Raw genomic sequence first — 16,609 nt, 5'->3', positions numbered from 1 at the left:
CCGCGAGGCGCGGCGCCGTCGCGCGAGGCCGCTACGTCCGCGGCATCCGCCCTATTCGAGCGCGGCGAACTTCTCGATGTCGCCCTCGGTGCCCGACACGATGATGAGGTCGTGGTTGGAGACCACGGTCTGCTCGGTCGCGTAGGTGAACGGCTTGCCGGGGCTCTTCACGCCCACCACGGTCACGCGGTGCTTGGACCGCACGCCCGACTCGGTGAGGTTCTTGCCGCGGATGGGCTTGGGCGGGTACATCTTCACGAGGGCGAAGTCGTCGTCGAACTCGATGAAGTCGAGCATGCGGCCCGACACGAGGTGCGCGGTGCGCTCGCCGGCCTCGCGCTCGGGGTAGATGACGTGGTTCGCGCCGATGCGCTCGAGGATCTTGCCGTGCGACGCCGAGATCGCCTTCGCCCAGATCTGCGGGATCTTCAGGTCGACGAGGTTCGCGGTGATGAGCACGGAGGCCTCGACGGATGAGCCGACGGCGCAGACGGCGATCGAGAAGTCCTGCGCGCCGATCTGGCGCAGCGCGTCGATGGACCGGGCGTCGGCGACGACCGCGTGCGTGACGCGTTCGGACCATTTCTGCACCAGGCCCTCGTTGTCGTCGACGGCGAGGACCTCGCGGCCGAGGCGGTCGAGCTGGCCCGCCGTGGCGGCGCCGAAGCGGCCGAGGCCGATGACGAGCACGGGTGCGTCGTGCTTGATGCGGTCAACCAACGATGGGCCTCTCTTCCGGACGCTTGAACAGCTGACGTCGCTGGCTCGCTGCGAGGGCCGCGGCGAGTGTCACTGTACCAACGCGACCCATGAACATCGTGGCCGCCATGACGTAGACGCCCTCGGGCGGCAGTTCGGCCGTGAGCCCGGTCGAGAGTCCGCACGTCGCGAACGCCGAGATGACGTCGAACAGCACGTAGTCGAAGGGCTGCTTGGTGATCTGCAGGATCGCGATCGAGGAGACCGCGACGATGGTCGCGCCCCAGAGCACGACGCTGACCGAGAGGCGCAGCATGTCGCGGGGGATGCGGCGGCCGAAGGCCTCCATCGAGGGCGCGCCGCGCGCCTCGGCGAACGCCGCGAGGAAGAGCACGGCGAGCGTGGTCACCTTGATGCCGCCGGCGGTCGACGCCGAGCCGCCGCCGATGAACATGAGCATGTCGGAGACGAGCAGGCTCGATCCGTAGAGGTCGTGCATGTTGATGGTCGAGAACCCGCCGGACCTCGTCATCACCGACATGAAGAACGACTGGAAGATCGTGGGACCCGCCTCGAGCCCGCCGTACGTCTTCGGGTTGCTGTGCTCGAGCAGCAGGAACATCGCGGCGCCGGCGACGAAGAGGATCGTGGTCGTCGTGAGCGTGAGCTTCACGTGCACGCTCCAGCGCCGCGGCTGGCGCCAGGCGCGGGCCAGCGCGAAGATCACCGGGAAGCCGAGGCTGCCGAGGAACACGCCCAGCATCAGCATCGACTGGAACCAGTACTCGCCGGCGAAGGCGTCCAGGCCGCCGGGATTCGGGTTGAAGCCCGTGTTCGTGAACGCCATGGCCGAGTAGTAGAACGCGTACCAGACGCCCCGCAGCCCCTCGTATCCCGCCTCGAACATGCTCGGGATCATCGCGAGCGCGATGGTGCCCTCGATGACGAGCATGCTGATCGCGACGGTCACGAGCAGTCCGCCGACCTCGCCGAGCTTCACGGCCTGCCGTTCGGCGACGGGGCCGACATGGATCCGCGAGGGGTTCGTGTCGCTCGCCGCGATGAGCTTCGAGCGCAGGCCGAGCCGGCGCGAGATGACCAGGCCGAGGATCGAGGCGAGCGTCAGCACCCCGACACCGCCGATGTTCACGCCGATGAAGACGAGCGCATTGCCGAACGGCGACCAGTGCGTGGCCATGTCGACGGTCGCGAGGCCGGTGACGCAGATGACGGAGACGGCCGTGAAGAGGGCGTCGTGCAGGGGCGTGACGCTGCGGTCCACCGTCGCGATGGGCAGCGAGAAGAGCAGGGTGAACAGCAGGATCAGGCCGGCGAAGATCACGATCGCGAAGCGCGACGGTGAGCTCTTCATGAACGCGTCGACCGCGTCGCGCACCACTCCGAGCCATGAACGCCGGTCGTACCGACCCGAGCGAACCATCGGCTGCACGCGCATCGACCCCCCTCACCCCGCCATCGTTCGAAGGCGTGAGTCATGGTACTCCCCGGTCGGAATGACTAGCCTTGGGGCATGGCGGACATCTTCGACGTGGTGGCGGACGCGACCCGACGCGACATCCTTGCGGTGCTCCTCGACCGCGAGGAGGTCTCTCCCGAATCGCATGGCGAGATCAGCGTCTCCGAGATCGTCGCCTCGCTCGGGCTCAGCCAGCCGACCGTCTCCAAGCACCTCAAGGTGCTTCGCGAGGCCGGGCTGGTCAGCGTCCGCGAGGAGGGCCAGCACCGCTACTACCGTCTCGACCGGGGCCCGCTCGAGACGCTCGAGGACTGGCTGATCCCCTTCATGTCCTCGGATGCCGCCGCCGACGCCGCGATGCTCGCGGGCGTCGAGGCCTCCGACGCGGAGTCGCTGCGGACCGAGCAGTTGGCGTTCGCGTCGAGGATCGGCAAGGCGTTCGCCGAGACCGCGCACCAGGTCAGCGCCGTCGTCTCGCCCATCAAGCGCCGCTGAGCGCCGGGCGCGTCGTCAGCGCAGTCGCTTGATCATCTCGAGCTCGAGGCCGCCCGGCTCGAGATCGTACGCACGGGAGTGCCCGGTGAGGCTGAACCCGAGCTTCTCGTAGAAGGCGATCGCCCTCGAATTCGACTCGTGCACCTCGAGCCGCAGGGCGTCGTCGTGCTCGAGCGCCCATTCCTCGACGGCCTCGAGCAGCCGCCGCGAGACGCCTCGCCGCTCGCCGCGGTACGTCGGGGTCACGTAGACGCCGACGAGCAGCGGGCCCGACGCGGCATCCGGAATCCATCCGCCCATGTGGCCCACCCAGCGGTCGCGGTCGATCGCGACGATCGAGGTCTGGCCGGGGGTCGTGCCACGCGCCGCGCGGAGTCGCCAGACCGCTTCGCCCTGCGCCTCGGCATGCTCGAGCGTCTCGCCGAACGCGATGGGCGTGTCCCGCAGCATCTCGAGCCGGAGCTCGCGCACCTGCTTCCAGTCGGCTTCGGTGGTGGTGCGGATGAGCGGTTCGGGTCGGGGCATCCCTCGACGTTAATGCATGCGATCGAGCCTGTGACCGGCACGTGATCATGGACACGTCTCGAATCGGCTAGACTATCCCGAGGCTTTCTGGCCACCGGCTGCGACTCGCGCGGCCGACTCGATCTTTTCTGTGAGGTTCTGATGGGTTCCGTCATCAAGAAGCGCCGCAAGCGTATGGCGAAGAAGAAGCACCGCAAGCTGCTTCGCAAGACGCGCCACCAGCGTCGCAACAAGAAGTAGTCCGCTGCTTCACCGCTGAGAGCGTCAGGCCGACGGCCTGGCGCTTTTCGCTGTACCCGGGCGAGGCCGCGATGCGCGTCGCCCGTCGATCTACGGTGCGTACGATCGAGGGATGACCCGCGACATCCGCCTCACCCTCATCGGCAAGCCCGGATGCCACCTCTGCGACGACGCGCGTGTCATCGTGCAGGCCGTCATCGACGAGGTGTCCGCATCGGACGCCGCGCCGGCACTGTCGCTCGACGAGGTGTCGATCCTCGATGACGCGACCCTCGCGGAGCGGTACGCCGAGGAGATCCCCGTGCTGCTCGTCGACGGCGAGATGCACGCCTACTGGCACGTCGATCCCGTGCGCCTGAAGACGGCGCTGCTCGCGCGCTGACCGGCGTCAGACGGCTCCGGGCGCCCGTCGCCGCGCGATCGGCTGCGCGTTCACAGGGAGCGGCTTGTCTTTCGCGAACCCGCATGAAACGGTGGGATCAGCGCCGCCGGGGGGTGGCGCGTTCGCATGCGGGGAAAGGCGATTCATGGGCGACGTTCTGCCAGGGGGAGTCCTTCCGATTCCCGACCAGGTCTACACCGGACCGATGGTCATGGACGCGAAGAAGATGGAGGAGAAGCTTCCTCCGATCGAGATGAAGCGGCCCCCGAAGCAGGCGCCCAACGTGCTCCTCGTGCTCCTCGACGACGTGGGCTTCGGCGCCTCGAGCGCCTTCGGCGGGCCGGTGCCGATGCCGACGGCCGAGCGCCTCGCCGGCGGCGGCCTCCGCTACAGCCGCTTCCACACGACGGCGATCTGCTCGCCGACGCGCGCCGCGATGCTCTCGGGCCGCAACCACCACCAGGTGGGCATGGGCCAGATCACCGAGACCGCGACGCCGTCGCCCGGCTACCGGTCGACCCGGCCGAACTCCTGCGTGCCGCTGCCCGAGATCCTCCGGCAGTCCGGCTACAACACCGCCCAGTTCGGCAAGTGCCACGAGGTGCCCGTGTGGGAGAGCGGCCCGACCGGCCCGTTCGACCACTGGCCCGCGTTCAGCGGCTTCGAGAAGTTCTACGGCTTCATCGGCGGCGAGACGAACCAGTGGACGCCGGCCCTCATCGACGGCGTCGGGTTCATCGAGCCGCCGACCGATCCCGACTACCACCTCATGCCCGACCTGGCCGACAAGACGATCCAGTACATCAACCAGCAGAAGGCGCTCACGCCCGACAAGCCCTTCTTCGTCTACTTCGCGCCCGGCGCGACCCACGCCCCGCACCACGTGCCGAAGGAGTGGATCGCCAAGCACAAGGGCAAGTACGACCAGGGCTGGGACAAGCTGCGCGAAGAGACGTTCGACCGCCAGAAGGCGCTCGGCGTGATCCCCGCGGATGCCGTGCTCACCGAGCGCTCCGAGGGCATCCCGGCCTGGGACGACACCGACGAGGAGATGCGGCCGATCCTCGCCCACCAGATGGAGGTCTACGGTGCGTTCCTCGAGTACGCCGACCACCACACCGGTCGCGTGATCGACGCGCTCGAGGCCCTCGACATCCTCGAGGACACGCTCGTGCTCTACATCATCGGCGACAACGGCGCCTCGGCCGAGGGCGGCCTGAACGGCGCCTTCATGCTGTCCACGGCGGCCAACGGCGGCGCCGAGTACGAGACGCCCGAGTTCTGGGCCGAGAACCTCGACAAGATCGGCGGTCCCGAGGCCTACAACCACTACGCGGTGGGCTGGGCGCACGCGATGTGCACGCCCTACCAGTGGACCAAGCAGGTCGCCTCGCACTACGGCGGAACCCGCAACGGCACGATCCTGCACTGGCCCTCGAACGTGCAGGCCAAGGGCGAGATCCGCAACCAGTGGCACCACGTCATCGACATCGCGCCGACGATCCTCGACCTCGCCGGGCTCGCGGAGCCGCACACGGTGAACGGCGTCACGCAGGTGCCGATGCACGGCGTCTCCATGGCGTACTCGTTCGATGACGCATCCGCCGACGAACGGCACACCACCCAGTACTTCGAGATCATGGGCAACCGCGGCATCTACCACAAGGGCTGGACGGCGCAGACACGGCACCGCACGCCGTGGGACGTCGTGGGCGCCGCCCCCGACTTCTCCGACGACGTCTGGGAGCTCTACGACACGACCGTCGACTGGACCCAGTCGAACAACCTCGCGAAGCAGAACCCCGAGAAGCTCGCCGAGCTGCAGCAGCTCTTCCTCATCGAGGCGACGCGCTACAACGTCATCCCGCTCGACGACCGCGCAGCCCAGCGCATGAACCCCGAGTTCGCCGGGCGTCCGACGATCGTGCAGGGCCAAACGCTGCGCCTGTACGAGGGCATGACGCGTCTCAACGAGAACGTCGCCATCAACGTGAAGAACCGGTCGTGGTCGGTCACCGCCGAGGTGGTCGTGCCCGACGACGGTTCGCTCGACGGCGCGATCGTCGCGCAGGGCGGGCGCACCGGCGGCTGGTCGTTCTTCGCCGAGGGGGGCAAGCTCGGCTTCCACTACAACTTCTGCGGGCTGCTGCGCGCGACGGCGCTCTCCGACGCGCAGATCGGCGCGGGCGCGCACCAGGTGCGGGCCGAGTTCGCGTACGACGGCGGTGGCATCGGGCGCGGCGGCACCGTGTCGCTCTTCATCGACGGCGCGGCATCCGGAGCTCCGGCGATCGTGAAGCGCACCCACCCGATGTACTTCTCGTTCGACGAGGGGCTCGACGTCGGCGTCGACACCGGCATGCCGGCGTACGAGGGCTACGCGACCGAGCAGGGCCGGTTCACCGGCACGATCGACTGGGCCCAGATCGATCTCGGCACCGACGACCACGGCCACCTCATCGACCCCGAGGAGTGGCTCCAGGCGGCGATGCGGCACCAGTAGCGAGCGGATGCCGCGTGGCAGTGCTCGAGCCACGGGGGACGGACTCACGAGCGCGATGATGGCGGCACCGCCGCCGATGAGGGGAAGCGAAGGCACCATGGCGAAGAACGAGGACATCCAGCGGGGGGCACTGCCGATCCCCGACCTCGCGTACACGGGAACGGTCACGTACGACGCGACCGACCCCGACACCCACTACCCGCCGATCGAGCGCCTGCTGCCGCCCGAGGGGGCGCCGAACGTGCTGGTCGTCCTCATCGACGACACGGGCTTCGGGGCGTCGAGCGCCTTCGGCGGTCCGGTGCAGACGCCGAACTTCGAGCGCGTCGCCGCAGCGGGCCTCAAGTACACCCGCTTCCACACGACGGCGCTGTGCTCGCCCACCCGCGCGGCGCTCCTCGCCGGGCGCAACCACCACACCGTGGGCATGGGCGGCATCACCGAGATCGCGACGAGCGCCCCCGGCTACAGCTCGGTGCGACCGAACAACTGCGCGCCGCTGCCCGAGACGCTGAAGCTCAACGGCTACAACACCGCCCAGTTCGGCAAGTGCCACGAGGTCCCCGTCTGGGAGGCGAGCGCGGTCGGCCCGTTCGACCACTGGCCCCACCCGGGCGGCGGCTTCGAGTACTTCTACGGCTTCATCGGCGGCGAGACCAACCAGTGGTACCCAGCCATCTACGAGAACACCTCGCCGATCGAGCCGTGGGGCACGCCCGAGGAGGGCTACCACTTCATGGCCGACATGACCGACAAGGCCATCGACTGGACCCGCCAGCAGAAGTCGCTCGCTCCCGACAAGCCGTTCTTCACCTACTTCGCGCCGGGTGCGACGCACGCGCCGCACCACGTGCCGAAGGAATGGGCCGACAAGTACAAGGGAAAGTTCGACCAGGGCTGGGACGAGGTGCGCAAGGAGACCTTCGCCCGTCAGCTCGAGCTCGGCGTCATCCCCGCCGACGCCGTGCTCACCGAGCGCAGCCCCGGCATCCCGTCGTGGGACGAGATGAGCGACGTCATCAAGCCGGCGCTCGCCCGGCAGATGGAGGTCTACGCCGGCTTCCTCGCCTACGCCGACCATTACGTCGGCAAGCTGCTCGACGCCTACGAGGAGCTCGGCATCCTCGACGACACGCTCGTCTACGTCATCATCGGCGACAACGGCGCCTCCGCCGAGGGGTCGATGCACGGCACCACCAACGAGGGTTTCACCATCAACCACATGAACGAGATCGAGACCGAGGAGTACGTCGCCGCGCACATCGACGACATCGGCACCCCGAACTCGTACAACCACTACGCGGTGGGTTGGGCGCACGCCATGGACACCCCGTACCAGTGGACCAAGCAGGTCGCCTCGCACTGGGGCGGCACCCGCAACGGCACGATCGTCAGCTGGCCGAACGGCGGGGTGGAGCAGGGCGGCATCCGCAACCAGTTCAGCCACGTGATCGACGTGGCCCCGACGGTGCTCGAGGCCGCGGGCATCCCCGAGCCGTCGACGGTGAACGGCGTGACCCAGCGTCCGTACGAGGGCACGGCGATGAACTACACGTTCGCCGAGGGCCAGGCGGATGCCGACGAGCGGCACACGACGCAGTACTTCGAGATGCTCGGCAACCGCGCGATCTTCCACAAGGGCTGGACGGCCGTCGCCAAGCACAAGGACCCGTGGCTGGCCTCGAGCCACGGCCTCGACGACGATGTTTGGGAGTTGTACAACGTCGAGGAGGACTGGACCCAGTCCAACGACCTCGCCGCGCAGGAGCCCGAGAAGCTGGCGCACCTGCAGCAGCTCTTCCTCGTGCAGGCCGCCCGCTTCAACGTGCTGCCCATGGACATCCGCTCGGCCGAGCGCATGAACCCCGAGATCGCCGGGCGACCCGAGCTCGTCGTCGGCACGTCGCAGAAGTTCTACCCGGGCATGCGGCGGCTCAGCGAGAACACGACGATCAACATCAAGAACAAGTCGTTCACCGTGACGGCGCAGGCCGACGTGCCCGACGCGGGCGCCGACGGCGTCATCCTCGCCCAGGGCGGCGCCTACGGCGGCTGGTCGTTCTATGCCGTCGACGGCAAGCTCGCGTTCGCGTACAACCTGCTCGGCATCACCACTGACATCGTGCGATCCGAGTCAGACGTGCCGGTCGGCGCTCAGGAGCTGCGCGTCCACTTCGCGTACGACGGCGGCGGGGTGGCGAAGGGCGGCACCGTCACGCTGTTCGCCGGCGACGACGAGCTCGGCGGGGGCCGCGTGGAGCGCACGATCCCGTATCAGTTCAGCTTCGACGAGACCGTCGACGTCGGTGCCGACCTCGCCTCGCCGGTATCGAGCGACTACGCGGCCACCGGCAACGAGTTCACGGGAACGCTGAGCTGGGTGCGCATCGACCTCGGCGACGACGACCACTCCCACCTCATCGACGACGAGCACAAGCTCGCCGTCGCCATGCTGAAGCAGTAGGAGGCGCTCATGACCGACCTCGCCTCGTGGCGCGACACCGACACGCGCTCGGCCGTCGAGTCGTTCGTCGAACGGGTCACGACGGGTCCGAACGCGGTGCCCGAGGCCGAGCGCATCGCCGTGTTCGACAACGACGGCACCCTCTGGACCGAGAAGCCGATGCCGACGCAGCTGGTCTACGTCGTGGAGCAGTGGCGCAAGCAGGCCGAGGCCGATCCGTCGCTCGCCGATCGGCAGCCCTACAAGGCCGCCGTCACCGGGGACTACGCGTGGCTCGGCGGGGCCGTCGACAAGCACTACGAGGGCGACGACAGCGATCTCAAGGTGCTCATCGGCGCGCTCGTCGGCGTCACCGCCGGCTTGAGCGTGGACGACTACGCGGCATCCGTCTCGGAGTTCTACGAGAACGCGAAGCACCTGACGCTCGGCACGCCGTACGCGGACGCCGTCTACCGGCCCATGGTCGAGCTGCTCCGCTACCTCGAGGCGCACGGTTTCACGGTGTACATCGTCTCAGGAGGAGAGCGCGACTTCATGCGCCCGATGACGCAGGAGTACTACGGCATCCCGCCCGAGCACGTCGTCGGGTCGGCCCTCGGGCTCGCCTACGACGAGGACACGCACGAGGTGCGGTACGCCGCCGATCTCGACTTCTTCGACGACGGTCCGCAGAAGCCGGTGCGCATCTGGAGCCGCATCGGCCGCCGTCCGCTCATCGCGGGCGGCAACTCGAACGGCGACATGCAGATGCTCGACTTCACCCGCAAGGGCGACGGCCTCGCGCTGCTCGTGCACCACGACGACGACACCGGCCGCGGCGACCCGCCCTACGACAAGGGGGCGGATGCCGCGCTCGCCGCGGCCGAGGAGCGCGGGTACACGGTGGTCAGCGTCAAGCACGACTGGGCGGGCGTCTTCGTGGATCCGGCGGCAGGGTGAGTCCAGGCGTCACCGCGGGCCACCGCCGGGTCCTGCTGCCGACGTTCGCCGGATACCGGCGGGCGTGGCTCGGGCCGGATGTCCTCGCCGGCCTCTCGGCGGGCGCGGTCGTCATCCCGCAGGCCATGGCGTACGCGACCATCGCGAACCTGCCGGTGCAGGTCGGCCTCTACACCTGCATGGTGCCGATGCTGGTCTACGCGCTCCTCGGCGGTTCGCGGGCCATGAGCGTCTCGACGACGTCGACCATCGCGACGCTCACGGCCACGACGCTGGTCTCGGCCGGCGTCGCGGCGGGCTCCGACGACCCGGTGCCCGACCTCATGGGGCTCACCCTGCTCGTCGGCGTGATCCTCCTGCTCGCGCGCCTCGCGAAGCTCGGGTCGCTCGTCGAGAACATCTCGAAGGCCACGCTCGTGGGCGTGCAGATCGGCGTCGGCGCGACCGTCGCGGTCGGCCAGCTGCCGAAGCTGCTGGGTGAGACGACGAACTTCTCCGGGCACGGGTTCATCAGGTCGCTCGTGGCCGTCGTCGAGGCGCTGCCCGCGGCGAACCTCGCCACGATCGCGTTGTCGGCCGGATCGATCGTCGTCCTCGTGGGGCTGAAGCTCTGGGTGCCCCGGGTGCCCGGGCCGCTCGTGGTGGTGGCCGCCGGCATCCTCCTCGTCGCGTTCGGCGGCATCGAAGCCGCGGGAGTGGAACTCATCGCCCCCGTTCCGCAGGGGTTCCCGCCGCCCGAGCTGCCGTCGTTCGCGCACCTCGGGGCGCTCCTGCCCGGCGCCCTCGCCATCGCCGTGATGGCCCTGCTGGAGTCGGCGGCGGTCGCCCGCGGCATCCGCAAGCCGGGCGAGGCGCAGATCGACAGCAATCAGGAGCTGTTCGCGACGGGGGCGGCGAACGCCGTCGGCTCGTTCTTCCAGACGCTGCCGGCGGCGGGCGGGTTCTCGCAGAGCGCGGTGAACCAGGCGGCGGGCGCTCGGACGCAACTCGCGTCGATCACCACCGTGGTGCTCGCTCTGCTCGTCGTGCTCTTCCTCGCGCCGGTGATCAGCCTCCTGCCGCAGGCGACGCTCGCATCGCTGGTGCTCGTCGCCGTGATCGGGCTCATCGACATCCGCTCGCTCGTGCGCTTCGCGCGCATCAGCCGGGTCGACTTCTGGATCGCGCTCGTCACGGCCGTCGTCGGCCTCACCGCCGGCCTGCTGCCGGCCGTCGCCATCGGCGTGGTCTCGACGCTGATCGTGGTGCTGCGAGAACTGAACCGCCTGCGGGTCGTGACCGATGCCGTCGTCGACGACGTGTTGCCCGTACGCCTCGAGGGACCGCTCTACACGGCGAACGTGCTCGCGAACGAGAACGCCGTGCTCGCCGCGGTCGACGCGACTCCGGGGCTGCGGGCCGTGGCGCTCGAGCTCACGCACCTCGTCACGACGTCGATCACCGTGCTCGACACGCTGGCCGACCTCGACCGGGAACTCGCCGACCAGGGCGTCGAGCTCCGCCTGGCGGCGGTACCCGCGGGCGGCGCCGACATCGCCCGTCGCACGAGCTGGTTCAGCGGCCTCGAGGAGGCCGGGCGCGTGTACCCGACGCTCGAGGCCGCCGTCGCCGGGCCGCGCACGACCCGCGCCGCCGACTAGGGCAGCAGGCGCGTCGGGCCGCGGAACAGGTACGTGGTCTCGCGGATCGAGGACTCGCCCAGCATGAGCATCAGCACGCGCGCGAGGCCCATGCCGAAGCCGCCGTGCGGCGGGACGCCGTAGCGGAAGAAGTCGAGGTAGAACTCGAGCTCCTCGGGGTCCATGCCCTTGTCGCGAGCCTGCTCGACGAGCACGTCGATGCGGTGCTCGCGCTGCGCGCCCGTGGAGATCTCGACGCCGTTGTAGATGAGGTCGTAGGAGTTCGTGAGGCTCGGGTCGCCCTCGTGGCGCATGTGGTAGAACGGCCGGATGCTCGACGCGTAGTCGGTGAGGAACACGAAGTCGTGGCCGAACGCCTCCTTGACGTACGCCGAGATCTGGCGCTCGCCCTCGGGGTCCATGTCGGCGTCGGCGCGGGGCACCACGTAGCCGCGGTCGGCGACGATCTGCTTGGCCTCGGCGAGCGGGATGCGCGGGAACGGGCGCGAGGGCACCTGAAGCTCGATGCCGAAGTACTCCTGGATCGCGGCGCCGTGCGCGTCGACGACGGCCTGGAAGCCGGCGACCATGAGCTCTTCATGCAGGGCCATGACGTCTTCGTGCGAGTCGATCCAGCTGATCTCGGTGTCGACCGAGGTGAACTCGGTCGCGTGGCGCGAGGTGAACGAGGGGTCGGCGCGGAACGCCGGGCCGACCTCGAAGATGCCGCCGAAGCCCGCGGCCTGGGCCATCTGCTTGAAGAACTGTGGACTCTGGGCGAGGTACGCCTTGCCCTCGAAGTAGTCGACCTCGAAGAGCTCGGCGCGCGACTCGGAGGCGGAGGCCATGAGCTTCGGCGTCTGGATCTCGATGAGGCCCTTCTCGACCCAGACCCCGCGCAGCGCGTGCAGGAAGGTGGTCTGGATGCGGAAGATGAGCGCCTGCTTCGGGTTGCGCAGGTCGAGGAAGCGCCAGTCCATGCGCTTGTCGAGGCTCGAGTCGGCCGCGATCGGCGTCTCGGGGTTGGCCTCGGAGACGACCTCGAGTGACGCGAGCTTGACCTCGAGGCCGCCGAGCTTCACGCGCTCGTCGTGCTTGAGCTCGCCGCTGACGCGGATGAACGAGCCGTGCGCGAGCGCCGAGATGGCCTCGGTCGTCGCGAGGCGAGCGGATGCCGCGTCGTCGGCGCCCTCCTCGAGCTCGCGGGTCGCGGGGTTCACGACCTGCACGGCGCCGGACTCGTCGCGGAGGATGACGAACTGCACCTTCTTCTGATCGCGGACGGTTTCGACCCATCCGGCGATCGTGACGGGGCCGTCGGGGAGGGCGGCGAGGTTCTTGACCAGGGTGCGTTCGTTCACGAGGGTCAATCCTACTGGGGCGGGAGGGGGACGAACGGGCTAACCGGTCAATGCGGTACCCCTGGCCCGACGCGGCGCCGCCGGATGCGGTCCGGGAGGCCGAACGCTCGGCGATTTCAAAGGATCGCGCTCCCTAGACTGGAGACCGTGCCTGCCGAGCAGATCCATCTCGTGCGCCATGGCGAGGTCTTCAACCCCCAGGGCGTGCTCTACGGGCGACTCCCCGGGTACGGCCTCTCCGATCTCGGGCGCAAGATGGCGCAGTCCGCCGCAGACCTGCTCCTCGCGGCCGAGCGCCCCGTGACCTCGCTGATCGCGTCGCCGCTGCAGCGCACCCAGCAGTCCGCCGAGCCGGTGGCCGCCGCGTTCGGCCTCGAGCCCACGCTCGACGAGCGCGTGATCGAGCCCGAGAACCGCTTCGAGGGCAAGCGCATGACCGGCCCCGGCGGCGCCCTCGGCGACCTCCGCAACTGGCGCTTCCTCATCAACCCGTGGGAGCCGAGCTGGGGCGAGGCCTTCGGCTCGATCGCGACCCGCATGCTCGTCGCGATCGACGAGGCCTGGCACGGCGTCGACTCGGGCGACGTCGTCGTCGTCAGCCACCAGCTCCCCATCTGGATGGTGCATCGCAGGCTCGCGGGCGAATCGCTCGCGCACGACCCGCGCCGCCGTCGCTGCGCGCTCTCGAGCATCACCACGCTCGAGCGTCGCGGCGACCGCTTCGTCGAGGTCGACTACCGTGACCCCGCCTCCGGCCTCGCCGCGCAGGCCACCGACGTGGGAGCCGTGTGATGCGCCGAACCACCCGCGGGCGCGGGCCCGCAGCCGCCGTCGCCGCGCTCGTCGCGGCATCCGCCCTGCTCCTGACCGGCTGCACGAGCGATCCGCTCGCCGACCAGTTCCGCGAGGGCAGCGGCAAGAACTACATCGCCGGCGACGGCAGCATCTCCGAGTACGCGGCCGACGACCGCGGCGAGACGATCTCGTTCTCGGGTGAGACCGTCGAGGGCGACACGTTCGACTCCGCCGACACGCTCGGCGAGGTCACGGTCGTGAACTTCTGGTACGCCGGCTGCGCCCCCTGCCGGGTCGAGTCGCCCATCCTCGAAGAGGTGCACCAGGGCTACGACGAGGCCGACGTCGCGTTCATCGGCGTGAACGTGCGCGACCAGGCCGACACCGCGGCATCCTTCGAGAAGACCTACGGCGTGACGTACCCGTCGATCATCGACGTCGAGTCGGGCGAGGCGCAGCTCGCGTTCGCCGGCCCCGTGCCGCCCGCCGCGGTGCCAACGACGATCGTGCTCGACCAGGAGGGGCGCGTCGCCGCCCGCGTGCTCGGCCAGCTCACCGACGCCTCGATCCTCTCGTCGATCGTCGACCGCGTGCTCGACGAGCAGGCCTAGCGTGGGCGGCGTCGGAGAGGTCGTGCTCAACGGGCAGTTGCTCGCCGCCGTCCCCATCGCCCTCGCCGCGGGCATCGTCTCGTTCCTCTCGCCGTGCGTGCTGCCGCTCGTGCCCGGCTACCTGGGCTACATCGGCGGGTTCGTCGAGGCGTCGTCCGATGCCGCCGTGGAGCGCCGGTACCGTCGCCGGCTCGTGTTCGGCGTGCTGCTCTTCGTGGCGGGCTTCACGCTCGTGTTCGTCACGTTCAACCTGCTCGCCGGGGTCGCGGGCGCCTGGTTCAACGCGTACGGCGACGTGATCACGCGGTTCCTCGGGGTCGTCCTCATCGTCATGGGGCTCGTGTTCATCGGGCAGTTCACGTTCCTGCAGCGCACGATCAAGCCGTCGTGGCGCCCCGCGACCGGGCTCGCCGGTGCTCCGCTGCTCGGCGTCGTCTTCGGTCTCGGGTGGACGCCCTGCATCGGTCCGACGCTCGCGGTCGTCCTCTCGCTCAGCGCCGATTCGGGCTCGGTGTGGCGCAGCGTGCTGCTCGGCCTCGCGTACTGCCTCGGCCTCGGCATCCCGTTCCTGCTCGTCGCCCTCGGCTTCGGATGGGTGACCGGCTCGCTCGCGTTCCTGCGCCGCCACATCCGCGCGATCAACATCATCGGCGGGTCGCTGCTCATCGCGATCGGCGTGCTCATGCTCTCCGGTCTCTGGACCATCTGGATGTACGAACTGCAGGCGGTGATCTCCGGCTTTGTCCCCGCGATCTGACCCGGGTGCGCTCTCGCGCCCCGACGACCACATCGATTCGCCCGAACCCTCGGTCGACGCATCCGTCGCCCAGCCGAAGCTCGGCTTCGTCGGGTGGATGCGCTTCGCCTGGCGGCAGCTGACGAGCATGCGCACGGCGCTGCTGCTGCTGCTGCTGCTCGCGATCGCGGCCGTGCCCGGCTCGCTCGTGCCGCAGCGCTCGAGCGACCCGAACGGCGTCACGCAGTACTTCTCCGACAACCCGAACCTCGCGCCCGTGCTCGACGGGTTCCAGATGTTCGACGTGTACACGTCGGCGTGGTTCTCGGCCGTGTACCTGCTGCTGTTCGTGTCGCTGATCGGATGCATCATCCCGCGCACGAAGCACCACTTCGACGCGTTGCGGGCCCGGCCCCCTCGCACGCCGGCGCGGCTCGCGAGGCTCGGCGGCTACACCGAGCGCGCCCTTCCCGACGGCGAGACGGCGGATGCCGCGATCGAGCGCGCCGCCGCGGACCTGAAGCGGGCCGGCTACCGCATCGAGCGGTACGACCTGCGCGGCGAGCCCTCGGTCTCCGCCGAGCGCGGCTACCTCCGGGAGACCGGCAACCTCGTGTTCCACACCGCGCTGCTCGGCGTGCTGGTCACGGTGGCGATCGGCGGCGGCTTCGGCTTCGCGGGCCAGCGCGTGGTGGTCGAGGGGCAGTCCTTCGTGAACACGCTCGCGGCCTACGACTCGTTCAACCCGGGTCGCTTCTTCAACGACGCCACCCTCGACCCGTACAAGCTCACGCTCGAAGACCTCGACGCCGTCTACGAGACCCAGAACCAGGACGCCCTCGGGCAGCCGGTCGACTTCACGGCCGAGGTCGGCATCACGGGCCGCGATGGCGAGGGCGTCGCCGAGGGCGAGGTCAAGGTCAACCACCCCCTGCGCGTGCACGGCACCGACGTGTACCTGCTCGGCAACGGTTACGCGCCGACGATCACCGTGACGAACGCCGACGGCGAGGTCGTCTTCACCGACGCGATCCCGTTCCTGCCGCAGGACGCGAACCTCACCTCCATCGGCGTCGTCAAGGTGCCCGACGGCATGCCCGAGCAGCTCGGCATGATCGGGTTCCTCTACCCGACGCAGACCACGCTGGACTCGGGCGCGTTCGCGTCCACCTACCCCGACCTCGTCTATCCCGTGCTGACCCTCAACGTCTACGCCGGCGACCTCGGCATCGACGAGGGCACGCCGACCTCGGTCTACACGCTCGACCCGTCGACCATGGAGCAGCTCACCGGCGGCAAGACGGGTGTCGACTCGATCGAGCTCATGCCCGGCGAGACGCAGGAGCTGCCGAACGGGCTCGGCACGGTCACCTTCGAGGATGCGACGCCCGACGGGCTCCCGAACGCCGAGGACGGCGACTACTCGCACAGCGTCGACCGCTTCGCGAGCTTCGACATCCATCGCGATCCCTCGCAGGGCTGGGTGCTCGTCTTCGCGATCCTCATCATCGCGGGCCTGCTCGTGTCGCTGTTCATCCCGCGCCGCCGCGTGTGGGTCAAGGCCGCGACGCGCCCCGACGGTTCGGTCGTGCTCGAGTACGCCGGCCTCGCCCGCGGCGAGGATCCCGGGCTCGACGACGCCGTGAGCTCGTTCGCCGACCGCCATGGTGGGCCGGCACCCGAGGACGCCCCCGAAACCGCCGGTGATCCGGCGAAACCCACGACGTAAGGTTGTAGCGTGACGCTCGACGACATCTCCATCA

Annotated in this window: 15 protein-coding genes; 11 read left to right on the top strand and 4 right to left on the bottom strand. The window is 69.4% G+C overall.

Going from position 1 to position 16,609, the window contains the following annotated elements:
- Window positions 1-51 precede the first annotated feature (51 nt).
- Together ACR3IO_RS13805 and ACR3IO_RS13800 are read right to left on the bottom strand one after the other, a co-directional pair.
- On the bottom strand, window positions 52-720 hold the full coding sequence (locus ACR3IO_RS13805) for a potassium channel family protein (protein WP_434071786.1): 669 nt from the start codon (window positions 718-720) through the stop codon (window positions 52-54).
- Entirely contained in the window at window positions 713-2,155 is a 1,443-nt protein-coding gene (locus ACR3IO_RS13800; protein WP_434071785.1) for a TrkH family potassium uptake protein, read from the bottom strand. The genes ACR3IO_RS13805 and ACR3IO_RS13800 overlap by 8 nt, the downstream gene beginning before the upstream one ends.
- Before the next feature lie 75 nt (window positions 2,156-2,230).
- Here ACR3IO_RS13800 and ACR3IO_RS13795 point away from each other — a divergent pair, with 75 nt between their 5' ends.
- A complete protein-coding gene (locus ACR3IO_RS13795; RefSeq protein WP_434071784.1) occupies window positions 2,231-2,671 on the top strand; it encodes an ArsR/SmtB family transcription factor in 441 nt (146 codons plus the stop codon).
- 15 nt (window positions 2,672-2,686) lie between these two features.
- Here the strand turns inward: ACR3IO_RS13795 and ACR3IO_RS13790 are convergent, their stop codons facing one another.
- A complete protein-coding gene (locus tag ACR3IO_RS13790) occupies window positions 2,687-3,196 on the bottom strand; it encodes a GNAT family N-acetyltransferase (protein ID WP_434071783.1) in 510 nt (169 codons plus the stop codon).
- Window positions 3,197-3,337: 141 nt separating this feature from the next.
- Between ACR3IO_RS13790 and ACR3IO_RS13785 the strand changes: the two genes are divergently transcribed.
- From ACR3IO_RS13785 to ACR3IO_RS13760, 6 genes are all read left to right on the top strand, one after another.
- Complete coding sequence (locus tag ACR3IO_RS13785) at window positions 3,338-3,436, top strand: 30S ribosomal protein bS22 (protein WP_003792170.1); 99 nt, start codon at window positions 3,338-3,340, stop codon at window positions 3,434-3,436.
- Between the two features lie 112 nt (window positions 3,437-3,548).
- The gene (locus tag ACR3IO_RS13780; RefSeq protein ID WP_434071782.1) at window positions 3,549-3,818 is read left to right on the top strand and encodes a glutaredoxin family protein; all 270 of its coding nucleotides are present in this window, start codon (window positions 3,549-3,551) and stop codon (window positions 3,816-3,818) included.
- Between the two features lie 145 nt (window positions 3,819-3,963).
- Complete coding sequence (locus ACR3IO_RS13775) at window positions 3,964-6,321, top strand: arylsulfatase (RefSeq protein WP_434071781.1); 2,358 nt, start codon at window positions 3,964-3,966, stop codon at window positions 6,319-6,321.
- A gap of 97 nt (window positions 6,322-6,418) precedes the next feature.
- Window positions 6,419-8,785 (top strand): arylsulfatase, encoded by a 2,367-nt coding sequence (locus ACR3IO_RS13770; protein WP_434071780.1) that lies wholly within the window; start codon window positions 6,419-6,421, stop codon window positions 8,783-8,785.
- A gap of 9 nt (window positions 8,786-8,794) precedes the next feature.
- Window positions 8,795-9,724 (top strand): HAD family hydrolase, encoded by a 930-nt coding sequence (locus tag ACR3IO_RS13765; protein WP_434071779.1) that lies wholly within the window; start codon window positions 8,795-8,797, stop codon window positions 9,722-9,724.
- The gene (locus tag ACR3IO_RS13760; RefSeq protein ID WP_434071778.1) at window positions 9,721-11,364 is read left to right on the top strand and encodes a SulP family inorganic anion transporter; all 1,644 of its coding nucleotides are present in this window, start codon (window positions 9,721-9,723) and stop codon (window positions 11,362-11,364) included. Before ACR3IO_RS13765 ends, ACR3IO_RS13760 begins: the two co-directional genes overlap by 4 nt.
- On the opposite strand, the gene aspS is transcribed toward ACR3IO_RS13760, so the two are convergent.
- Window positions 11,361-12,704 carry an aspartate--tRNA(Asn) ligase gene (aspS, locus tag ACR3IO_RS13755; RefSeq protein WP_434071777.1) on the bottom strand — a complete coding sequence of 448 codons (1,344 nt, stop codon included), beginning with the start codon at window positions 12,702-12,704 and terminating at the stop codon, window positions 11,361-11,363. The two genes, ACR3IO_RS13760 and aspS, sit on opposite strands and share 4 nt — an antisense overlap.
- 147 nt (window positions 12,705-12,851) lie before the next feature.
- Between aspS and ACR3IO_RS13750 the strand changes: the two genes are divergently transcribed.
- Genes ACR3IO_RS13750 through resB form a run of 4 tightly spaced genes read left to right on the top strand, consistent with a single transcriptional unit; the run spans window position 12,852 to window position 16,575 of the window.
- Window positions 12,852-13,496: a histidine phosphatase family protein gene (locus ACR3IO_RS13750; RefSeq protein ID WP_434071776.1), complete on the top strand. Its 645-nt coding sequence runs from the start codon at window positions 12,852-12,854 to the stop codon at window positions 13,494-13,496.
- Window positions 13,496-14,110: a TlpA family protein disulfide reductase gene (locus tag ACR3IO_RS13745; RefSeq protein WP_434071775.1), complete on the top strand. Its 615-nt coding sequence runs from the start codon at window positions 13,496-13,498 to the stop codon at window positions 14,108-14,110. Before ACR3IO_RS13750 ends, ACR3IO_RS13745 begins: the two co-directional genes overlap by 1 nt.
- Before the next feature lies 1 nt (window position 14,111).
- Entirely contained in the window at window positions 14,112-14,867 is a 756-nt protein-coding gene (locus ACR3IO_RS13740) for a cytochrome c biogenesis CcdA family protein (RefSeq protein WP_434071774.1), read from the top strand.
- Entirely contained in the window at window positions 14,851-16,575 is a 1,725-nt protein-coding gene (gene resB, locus ACR3IO_RS13735) for a cytochrome c biogenesis protein ResB (protein WP_434071773.1), read from the top strand. The genes ACR3IO_RS13740 and resB overlap by 17 nt, the downstream gene beginning before the upstream one ends.
- Window positions 16,576-16,609: the final 34 nt, after the last annotated feature.

It is taken from the genome of Agromyces sp. Marseille-Q5079, from assembly GCF_051016555.1.
In the GTDB taxonomy this organism is placed as follows: Bacteria; Actinomycetota; Actinomycetes; order Actinomycetales; family Microbacteriaceae; genus Agromyces.
Note: the sequence above shows the minus strand (reverse complement) of the source record. Positions and strands in the feature narration are given on the sequence as shown.